9 protein-coding genes are annotated in these 9,051 nt (G+C 65.8%); 7 read left to right on the top strand and 2 right to left on the bottom strand.

What is annotated here, in order from left to right; all coding sequences use genetic code 11:
- Positions 1 to 215: 215 nt before the first annotated feature.
- Positions 216 to 1,145 (bottom strand): MBL fold metallo-hydrolase, encoded by a 930-nt coding sequence (locus VAE54_RS05395; protein ID WP_322800917.1) that lies wholly within the window; start codon positions 1,143 to 1,145, stop codon positions 216 to 218.
- Positions 1,146 to 1,564: 419 nt separating this feature from the next.
- On the opposite strand from VAE54_RS05395, the gene dnaX reads away from it, so the two are divergent.
- The 7 genes from dnaX (at position 1,565) to VAE54_RS05360 (ending at position 7,793) form a co-directional block, all read left to right on the top strand.
- Positions 1,565 to 3,112: a DNA polymerase III subunit gamma/tau gene (dnaX, locus tag VAE54_RS05390; protein ID WP_322800916.1), complete on the top strand. Its 1,548-nt coding sequence runs from the start codon at positions 1,565 to 1,567 to the stop codon at positions 3,110 to 3,112.
- Positions 3,113 to 3,159: 47 nt separating this feature from the next.
- Positions 3,160 to 3,489 carry a YbaB/EbfC family nucleoid-associated protein gene (locus VAE54_RS05385; RefSeq protein ID WP_322800915.1) on the top strand — a complete coding sequence of 110 codons (330 nt, stop codon included), beginning with the start codon at positions 3,160 to 3,162 and terminating at the stop codon, positions 3,487 to 3,489.
- 105 nt (positions 3,490 to 3,594) lie between these two features.
- A complete protein-coding gene (locus VAE54_RS05380; RefSeq protein WP_322800914.1) occupies positions 3,595 to 4,722 on the top strand; it encodes a trans-sulfuration enzyme family protein in 1,128 nt (375 codons plus the stop codon).
- Positions 4,723 to 5,013: 291 nt separating this feature from the next.
- A complete protein-coding gene (gene recR / locus VAE54_RS05375; RefSeq protein WP_322800913.1) occupies positions 5,014 to 5,628 on the top strand; it encodes a recombination mediator RecR in 615 nt (204 codons plus the stop codon).
- A 70-nt stretch (positions 5,629 to 5,698) separates the two neighbouring features.
- Positions 5,699 to 7,039 (top strand): asparagine--tRNA ligase, encoded by a 1,341-nt coding sequence (gene asnS / locus VAE54_RS05370; RefSeq protein WP_322800912.1) that lies wholly within the window; start codon positions 5,699 to 5,701, stop codon positions 7,037 to 7,039.
- Between the two features lie 24 nt (positions 7,040 to 7,063).
- The gene (locus VAE54_RS05365) at positions 7,064 to 7,516 is read left to right on the top strand and encodes a HEPN domain-containing protein (RefSeq protein WP_322800911.1); all 453 of its coding nucleotides are present in this window, start codon (positions 7,064 to 7,066) and stop codon (positions 7,514 to 7,516) included.
- Positions 7,476 to 7,793 carry a nucleotidyltransferase domain-containing protein gene (locus VAE54_RS05360; RefSeq protein WP_322800910.1) on the top strand — a complete coding sequence of 106 codons (318 nt, stop codon included), beginning with the start codon at positions 7,476 to 7,478 and terminating at the stop codon, positions 7,791 to 7,793. Before VAE54_RS05365 ends, VAE54_RS05360 begins: the two co-directional genes overlap by 41 nt.
- On the opposite strand, the gene VAE54_RS05355 is transcribed toward VAE54_RS05360, so the two are convergent.
- Positions 7,790 to 9,013: a YbbR-like domain-containing protein gene (locus tag VAE54_RS05355; protein ID WP_322800909.1), complete on the bottom strand. Its 1,224-nt coding sequence runs from the start codon at positions 9,011 to 9,013 to the stop codon at positions 7,790 to 7,792. The genes VAE54_RS05360 and VAE54_RS05355 overlap by 4 nt on opposite strands.
- Positions 9,014 to 9,051: the final 38 nt, after the last annotated feature.

The raw sequence follows: 9,051 nt of genomic DNA, 5'->3' as shown, positions 1-9,051 counted from the left end.
GACGCCGGTCGCGGGGTCCCCAGCCGGTCTTCGACCGGCTGGGGTGCCCCCGATCCCTCTGGCGGCGGAACGGCGGAGAGCCGGTCGACGCGCCACGGGTCGAGGAAGCCGGAAGTGGCCGGTCATGGATTTCGCCCCGTGGGGTGAAATAAATGACGATGAGTCCCAGAACGGTTGAACAACTGTTGTCAGCCTTGGAGGCCGCTTCGACCTGATCACGTTTTCTTCCGCGATCCGGCCTTCGCTGTTGCCGCTTTCCCGGTTTTCACCTTCTTCTCCTCGGCGTAAAGGTCGAGCAGGCGCTCGATCGAAAGGCGAATCCGGCGCTGGATCCGCTCCCGCTCATGCTCGGGAACGGGGAAGTAATTCATAAATTCGTTCACAAGCGGACCCAGCTCGACTTTCCGACGGCTTCCCGCCAGGGTCTCCACTCGTTTAAGCAGGGTCCTGAGATAATCGAGGATGGGCGAGACCCCCTTCGGTTCCACCAGCGGACCTCGCCCGGGAACAATGTGACGAGCCACCCGTCCGGCATGCAGCTGCCGGAGCTGTTCCACCCAGCGTTCCAGATCCGCTTCGCTCAGATTCGGATGCGCGTTCAGCGTCACGGTATCGCCAACGAACACCACATCATGTTCTGGGATCCGAACCCAGATCTGACCCGGCGAGGCTCCATCCACATGTTCCAGGATCAGCGTCGGTGAGCCGAAGTGCAGGATTAGGCGATCTGCGAAGGTCAAATTCGGCAGCACCAGGGGGGTTCGATTCAAAAGCTCTGCCGCTTCGCTCTGACCCAGGTTGATCAACGTGTCCATGACCTGCTGGCGCCCCATCTCCCCGTGGCTTTTGATCCGCTCGAAGGCGTGATGATGGGCGATGACCAGGCCGGGGCGCCCCTCCAGGAGGATCGCGGTCCCCAGGACCCGATCCCGGTTTGCGTCGGTATAGATCACGGCGAGGATCGGAAGGGGAGCAATGGTCTTCAGGGTCTGCCGCCACCAGGCGGCATGCAACGGATCGGCCGGCGTATCGATGCAAATCCATCCTTGCTCTGTCCGCACAGCCCCTACGGTGGAGCAATACAGCCGATCTTCAACGAATATACGGGATCCCAGCGAAAGGGGGGGCTTCTCCTCCAGCGCCATAGTCGATCTTCCACCCGTTTCAGGGTTGTTCCAGCTCCAGTTATTGCCTGTCCCTCGCCGCTTCACGGCGCGAGAGGACAGGCCGAAGTTCCGCTGTTCCCGGAGGCTCTTGGGGCCGGCCGACCCCAGGGCGTATGGAGGCCATAGAGCCCAGAGGGCGTGGCGCGCGACGTGCTTTGCTCCCGCCCTCTCCTTAGCTGGGGTTCAATGTTAGCGCAAATGCCCCGAAGGCTCAAGGCCGGTTGCGATGGCCAGGTCTTCCCCGTGCTCTCAGGACATCCGCCAGGCTTGCATCCCGCAGCGGCCGTCCCCCGGGGATGTCCGGATTCGATCCCTTCCCTGCGCCGGATCATTGCCCATTTCGGGGGCCTCGGCTATAATCCCGGCCAGACCGGGAGGACTCCGGAGTGTGACCGCCGATGCCGTTCGCCCTCTATCGCAAGTGGCGCCCCCGACGCTTCGAAGAGGTGGTCGGCCAGGAGCATGTGACCCGCACTCTGCGCAACGCCCTGCGCCTGGGCCGCATCGCTCACGCCTATCTCTTTGCCGGTCCACGAGGGACCGGCAAGACGACCACGGCACGCCTCCTGGCCAAGGCGGTGAATTGCCTGGCCGAGTCCGTTGAGGAGCGCCCCTGCGATCGCTGCCGGATCTGCCAGGCCGTTAACGAGGGCCGTCTCATCGACCTCATTGAGATCGACGCCGCCTCCAATCGGGGCATCGATGAGATCCGGGATCTCCGGGAACGGGTTCGGTTCTCCCCCAGCGAGGCCCGCTACAAAGTTTACGTCATCGACGAGGCCCACATGCTCACCACCGAGGCGTTTAACGCTCTCCTTAAGACCCTGGAGGAGCCCCCGCCGCATGTGATCTTCGTCCTGGCGACGACGGAACCCCACCGGATCCCGGCCACGATCCTCTCGCGCTGCCAGCGGTTCGATTTCCGCCGGCTGAGCACCGCGGAGATCGCCGGGCGCCTGGAGGAGATTGTGGCCACCGAGGGGCTGAGGGCGGAAGCGGACGCCCTGACCTGGATCGCCCGCCAGGCCACCGGCAGCCTTCGGGACGCGGTCACCTTGCTGGACCAGCTGGCGGCTGACGAGGAGCCGATTACCGTGGAACGGGTCCAGCGCGCCCTGGGAGCCGGACGCTGGGATCTGGTTGGGCAGATTGTGGAGGCCTTGGGGGAGAACGAGACGGCCCGGGGTTTGATGCTGATCGCCCGGGCGGTGGAGGAAGGCGCCCACCCGCAGCAGCTGGCCCGTCAGCTGGTGGAACATCTACGGGCGGTGATGTGGATCCAGTGGGGAAATACCGGGGCTCTGGATCTCCCCGCCGAGCAGGTGGCGGCGGCGCAGCGGCATGCCCATGCGTTACCCCCGGAGGCCCTCCCCCGTCTCATCCGTTTGTTCACCGGGGCGGCCTCGGACATGCGCACGGCGTGGCCGCCCCAGCTGGCCCTGGAGCTGGCCTTCATCGAGGCGACGTTGGCATGTCAGCAAGCCCGGGCTGCCCGGGTGGCTCCCGCTCCAGCCCCTGCGCCGGCTCCCTCCGTTCCGGCCGCCGGACCATCATCTCCGCCGCCCTCCTCCACCGCTCCGGCAGCCGGAGCGGGAGCCGGGACTCTGACCCTGGAGGCCCTGCGGGAGCGCTGGGCCAGCATCCTGAAGGCGGTTCGAGCCCAAAGCCTGCCTACCGAAGCGCTGCTGAAATCGTGCGCCCTGCACGGCGTGGAAGGGAACACGGTGATTCTGGCCTGGCCCTCCGAACTGTTGCGGGACAAATTCCAGGACCCCCGGACCAGGGCCCAGGCCCTGGTGGAAGATATCCTGAGCCACACGTTCGGGTTCCCTGTAGTCATTCAAAACATTGTGGCGCGGAAAACCCGTCGGAGTCGCCCTGCCCTCGAGGATCCGCTGATCCGACGGGCGGTGGAAGACCTCGGGGCGCAGGTCGAGGAGGAATGAGGGGCGAAACCGGCCTCTAATCCATCCCGGACTTCAGGAGTCCCCCCATGGCGAAGGGACGTTTGCCCAGCAATCCAATGCAACTCCTCCAGCAGATCCAGCGGCTTCAGGAGGAGATGGTAAAGACCAAGGAGGCGCTCGCTCAGGAGACGCTGACCGTGACCGCCGGCGGCGGGGCGATCACGGTGGTCATCACGGGGGATCAGCGCGTCCGTTCCATCGCGATCGATCCGGCGCTTCTCTCCTCCGGAGACATCGAGATGCTGCAGGATCTGCTGGTGGCCGCCATCAATCAGGCGATCGAGCAGTCCCAGACCTACGCGGCGGAACGGCTGAATGCCCTCGCCGGCCAGATGGGCCTGAGCGGGATGCTGTAGAGCGAGCGCAACCTGCTGTAGCCCGGGGTCAGAGGGGTGCGTGTAGCAGGCGGTTTTCTCCGCCGCCTCTCCCACCGATGGGAAACCGGAACCCGGAGCACAGGTATGCGTCTGGAGACCCTGGCGATCCATGCGGGCGCTCGCCCTGATCCAGCCACCGGGGCGATCGCGCCGCCGCTGTATCTTTCCACCACCTTCGAGCGGGCGGCCGATGGAAGCTATCCCCGCGGCTACATCTACACCCGTCATGGGAATCCCAACCGCGAGGCCCTGGAGGAGGCCATGGCCGCCCTGGAAGGGGGCGCGGTGGCGGTGGCTTTCGCCTCCGGCTCCGCAGCGGCCTTTGCGGTTCTGCAAACCCTCTCGCCGGGGGATCATGTGATCGCCCCTCGGGATCTCTATCACGGCCTCGCCCGCCTGTTCCGGGAGATCGCCACCGGCTGGGGGATTTCCCTCTCGTTTGTGGATCTGACAGATCCCCTCGCTGTAGAAGCCGCCATCCGGTCGAATACCCGTATGATCTGGGTGGAAACGCCATCCAACCCCATGCTGCGCATCACCGACATCGCCCGGGTGGCCGCCATGGCCCATGCGGTCGGCGCCCTCTGCATCTGCGATAACACCCTGGCCACCCCGGTCCTCCAGCGCCCCCTGGCCCTTGGAGCAGATGGCGTGGTGCACTCGGCCACCAAATACCTGGGGGGGCACGGCGATGCGATGGGCGGGGTCGTGGTGCTGAAAGAAGACAGCGATTTCGCGCGACGCCTGCGGGAGATCCAGATCACCGGCGGCGCGGTTCTGTCGCCCTTCGAGAGCTGGTTGATCCTGCGCGGCCTGCGCACATTGCCTTATCGAATGCGAGCGCACTCCGAGAACGCGATGCGGGTCGCCGCCTTCCTCACGCGGCACCCCGCGGTGGAGGCCGTGCATTATCCGGGCCTGCCCGGGCATCCCGGCCATGCAGTAGCCGCCCGGCAGATGTCCATGTTTGGCGGCATGGTTTCCTTCCAGGTCCGGGGAGGACGGGACGCCGCTTTCCAGGTGGCAGCCCGGGTGCGGCTGTTCACCCGGGCCACCAGCTTCGGCGGCCCGGAAAGCCTCATCGAGCATCGGGCCTCCATCGAAGGCCCCGAGACTACCACTCCGGACAATCTCCTTCGACTGTCCATCGGCCTGGAGCATCCAGACGATCTCATCGAGGATCTGGAGCAGGCCCTGGGAACGCTCCGATGAGGAGCGGCGGCGCTCGGTGCAGGGGGCAAAAGCCCCCTGCCGGGGGGCTGCGGGGGGGTGTCCCCCCGCCTCCTCCCTCCTCACTCCTGTCTGTGGATAAAGCCATGGGTTCACGGCTGTGCTTCGCCATGGGGGTGCAGGGGGCAAAAGCCCCCTGCCGGGGGGCTGCGGGGGGTGTCCCCCCGCCTCCTCCCTCCTCCTCCTGTCTGTGGATAAAGCCATGGGTTCACGGCTGTGCTATGATGAAGGAGAGACGCCGCTTTTCTCATTCGATCGGGTGAGTGAGCCCATATGCGCCCGTTACCGACGATTACCCCCCCTCCCATCGCCCGCTTAATTGAGGCCCTGGTCAAACTTCCCGGGATCGGGCCGAAGACAGCCTCCCGTCTGGCCTTTTATCTGCTGCGAGCGCCGGACGAGGAGGTGATGGCTCTGGCAGAGGCGCTGCGGGAGCTGAAGCAGCAGACCCGCCCGTGTGAGGTCTGTTTCAACATCACCGATGAAAGTCCATGCGCGATCTGCCGGGACGAACGCCGCGATCACGGTGTGATCTGCGTGGTGGAGGAGCCCCTGGATGTGCTGGCCATCGAGCGCACCGGGGAATACAGGGGGGTCTACCACGTGCTCCATGGGGTGATCTCCCCCATGGATGGCATCGGGCCAGAGCACCTTCGGATCCGGGAGCTGGTGGAACGGGTGCAGCGCGAAGCCCCGCGGGAGGTGATCCTGGCCACCAACCCCAGCCTGGAGGGCGAGAACACCGCGGTTTACATCCATCGATTGCTGGCCCCGTTGGGGATGCGCATCACCCGCCTGGCCCGGGGCCTGCCGGTGGGGGGCGACCTGGAATACGCCGACGAGATCACTCTGGTCCGCGCCCTCCAGGGCCGTCAGGAGATGGGGTAACCTTCCTGCGGGCCGCGGAGAGGCCGAGGAGCCCCTTGCCTTCCTGAGAGGATACGCCGGAGGGATCCGAATGACGGCGCCGATTATGCGGATCGAGCGGATCGCAGAATATGTGGGGCAGGAGGTCACCATCCGGGGCTGGCTCTATAACAAGACCGACAAGGGCCGCCTTTACTTCCTGCTGGTGCGGGATGGAACCGGCATCGCCCAGTGCGTGGTGTCCATGCGGGATGTTCCCCCGGAAACCTTTGAGGCCGCCCGCCGCGTGACCCAGGAATCCTCCCTCGTCGTCACCGGCATCGTCCGCCAGGATGCCCGGGCGCCGGGGATCCCCGGAGGCTATGAGATTGCTGTCCAGGAGATCCAGATCGTCCACCTGGCGCAGGATTATCCCATCGGCCCCAAGGAACACGGAGTGGAGTTCTTGCTGGACCACCGGCATTTATGGCTCCGCTCCTCCCGCCAGTGGGCGATCCAGCGCATCCGCGCGACCGTGATCCGGGCCATCCGGGACTGGCTGGATGGGCACGGGTTTCTGAACGTGGACACGCCGCTGCTCACCGCGACGGCGGCGGAAGGGACCACCACCCTTTTCCCGGTGGATTACTTCGGGGAGCGGCTGTATCTGGCCCAGACCGGGCAGCTCTATAACGAGGCCAACATCTTCGCCTTCGGCCGCGTCTACTGTTTTGGGCCAGCCTTCCGAGCGGAGCGCTCCAAGACCCGGCGGCACCTGCTGGAGTTCTGGATGGTGGAGCCGGAGATGGCCTTCTGCACCTTCGAGGAGATGCTGGAGATCGCCGAGCAGCTGGTCTCATATGTGGTCGCCCGTGTGCTGGAAGAGCGCCGCAACGAGCTCCGGGTGCTGGAGCGCGACACCGCGCCTCTGGAGAAAGTGACGCCGCCCTTCCCGCGCATCCCATATGATGAGGCGGTCCGTCTGCTGAATGAATGGGCGGAGGAGGAAGCGGATCCGGAGCGGAAAGCCGCCCTGCGGATCGAATGGGGGGAGGATTTCGGGGCTCCCCATGAGACCGCCCTCTCCCTTCATTTCGAGAAGCCGGTCTTCGTCACCCACTACCCTGCCGCCATCAAAGCCTTTTACATGCAACCGGACCCCCAGCGGCCGGAGGTGGTGCGCTGCGCGGATCTGCTGGCCCCGGAAGGCTATGGGGAGATCATCGGGGGCAGTGAACGGATCGCCGATTACGATCTCCTGCTCCAGCGCATCCGGGAACACAACCTCCCGCTGGAGGAATACCGGTGGTATCTGGACCTCCGGCGTTACGGATCGGTGCCCCATAGCGGCTTCGGGCTGGGGATCGAACGGACGGTCGCCTGGATCTGCCATCTCGATCACATCCGCGAAGCGATCGCTTTCCCGCGGATGCTTTACCGGTATCGACCATAAGCCATCCGGAGGGACGACCCGGCGATGGGCAACCGGGCGATGGACTGGTTCCGGCAGGCGGAGCGCGATCTGGAGCAGGCGGAGGATTCCCGCCGGGCCGGACGGCATGAATGGGCGTGCTTCGCCGCCCAGCAGGCGGCGGAGAAGGCGGTGAAAGCATTGCACCTGTCCTGCGGACAGGAAGCCTGGGGACATGTGATCGCCCGCCTGCTTCAGGAGCTTCCGGAGACGATTTCCGTTCCCCCGGATCTGATTGAGAAGGCGCGGGTGCTGGATAATTTCTACATCCCCCCCCGCTATCCGAACAGTCATCCGGCGGGTGCGCCCTTCGAACATTACGGGCCTCTTCAGAGCGAGGAAGCGATCCGCTATGCCCGTGAAATCCTTGCGTTCGTCCGTGCTCAAATGGCCGGGGCGGGAAGCCGTGGATCAGGCGGTGCGGGAGTGGGCGCGGCAGATCGCCCGGGAGCGCCCTGAGGTGATCCGCATCGGCTATTTCGGCTCCTATGCCCGGGGGGATTGGGGCGTGGGCAGCGATGTGGATCTCGTTGTGATCGTCCGCTCCTCCCCGGTCCCTTTCGAACGGCGCGCCACAGGCTGGGACACCTCGCGCATCCCTGTCCCGGCGGATTTGTTGATTTACACGCAGGAGGAATGGGAGGCGCTGGATCGAGGGGGGCGGTTTTATCAGACCCTGATGAAGGAAGCGGTCTGGGTCTACGAACGCCCGGAGCTGCAGGCAGACGCGCGCTAACGCGGTCGGGTGGGCGTGGGCGCCGGCGCGAGGGACACCTGGATGTTCGGCGGGATCAGCGTCCATGAAAGATTGGCCGCTGTGGCGCTGAGGGTGACGGTGGGCGTGAGGGTATAGGTTCCCCGCTCCAGATCTCCCACATCGATCCACACCCGCAGCTCGTCCGGCCGCAGGTTCTCCACATACGGCAGCGGACCCCGGAGGATGACATCCACCGTCTCGGGCGAGAGGCGGGCGATCACCCCCGGCCGAAGGCCTTCCACGACGATCGGAACCTGCTGGAAGACCTGGGTGCTGAGGATCGGTTCCACCCGAAGACGAACCTCCACCATGGTGGGGCTGCCTACCAGGGCCACCCCGGCGGGGAGGACCAGGGGGACTTCCGCGATGAGCTCCCCGCGGGCCTCCGAGAGGTCGATGGGTTCTGTCGAGATGAAGCTCCCGATCTCCTCCAGCCGCCGGGGATCCCCGGTGAGGGTCACCGTCGGCGGATCCACGGAGATCTCGGTGAGCTGATAGCCCCGGGCGGGGCGCCCCTGCAGCGCCACGCGAACCGGCAGCTCGCGGAAGCCCAGACGCTGCTCCACCGGGACCGTGACCGTGATCTGCTCCGGCTCGACTTTCAACTCTGGAAGCGGCCCCCCATGCAGGTCAACCGCGGCCAGCCGGACCTGGGTTTCCACGGACTGTCGAACGCCGTCGATTTGGATCTTCCCCACGGCCATCGCCGCCATCGCCACCCGCGAGCGCGGGCCGCGCACCCGCACCTTGGAGAGCGCCGGGAGAGGAATCCCCGCCTGATAGCCGATCGCGGGTTGCCCCAGGACCTGAAGGGACACTGGAACCTCCCGGCTCTCCACCTGCTCCAGGCGGAAGCGAACCCGCGGGGGATCCACGCTCAGAATCTGAACCCCCCGCCGCCGGATCTGGATCTGGACGGGTCGCTCATAAGCGCCTTCTCCCAGCCCCTGGACATCAACGAAGGCCTCGACATCCTGAGGAGAGAGGCTGTCTTCGATCGCGCGCGGCACCCGGAGGCGAAGGCGGATCCGTTCCGCCGAGACCTCGAAAACCACCTGATCTGATCCCAGCCCGTGGAACGCCAGCGGCAGATCCGTCAACGTCCGTTCCACCGGCGGGTTCTCCTCCCATACCGCGGCCGCCCAGAGGGCGAAAGCCAGCCCGAAGGCCAGCAGGGCCAGACCCAGATTCTCCCGCATCCATCGGGTTCCCCGCATCTCCTTCACCGGATGAGAGC

The sequence above is a fragment of the Thermoflexus sp. genome (genome assembly GCF_034432235.1).
Lineage (GTDB): Bacteria > Chloroflexota > Anaerolineae > Thermoflexales > Thermoflexaceae > Thermoflexus.
This window is presented reverse-complemented; position numbering and strand designations above follow the sequence as displayed.

Coding starts and splice junctions, on each gene's coding strand:
- recR (WP_322800913.1), top strand. CDS start 5,014: ATGCGCCCGTTACCGACGATTACCCCCCCTCCCATCGCCCGCTTAATT.
- VAE54_RS05385 (WP_322800915.1), top strand. CDS start 3,160: ATGGCGAAGGGACGTTTGCCCAGCAATCCAATGCAACTCCTCCAGCAG.
- VAE54_RS05355 (WP_322800909.1), bottom strand. CDS start 9,013: ATGCGGGAGAATCTGGGTCTGGCCCTGCTGGCCTTCGGGCTGGCTTTC.
- VAE54_RS05380 (WP_322800914.1), top strand. CDS start 3,595: ATGCGTCTGGAGACCCTGGCGATCCATGCGGGCGCTCGCCCTGATCCA.
- VAE54_RS05365 (WP_322800911.1), top strand. CDS start 7,064: ATGGGCAACCGGGCGATGGACTGGTTCCGGCAGGCGGAGCGCGATCTG.
- asnS (WP_322800912.1), top strand. CDS start 5,699: ATGACGGCGCCGATTATGCGGATCGAGCGGATCGCAGAATATGTGGGG.
- VAE54_RS05395 (WP_322800917.1), bottom strand. CDS start 1,145: ATGGCGCTGGAGGAGAAGCCCCCCCTTTCGCTGGGATCCCGTATATTC.
- dnaX (WP_322800916.1), top strand. CDS start 1,565: ATGCCGTTCGCCCTCTATCGCAAGTGGCGCCCCCGACGCTTCGAAGAG.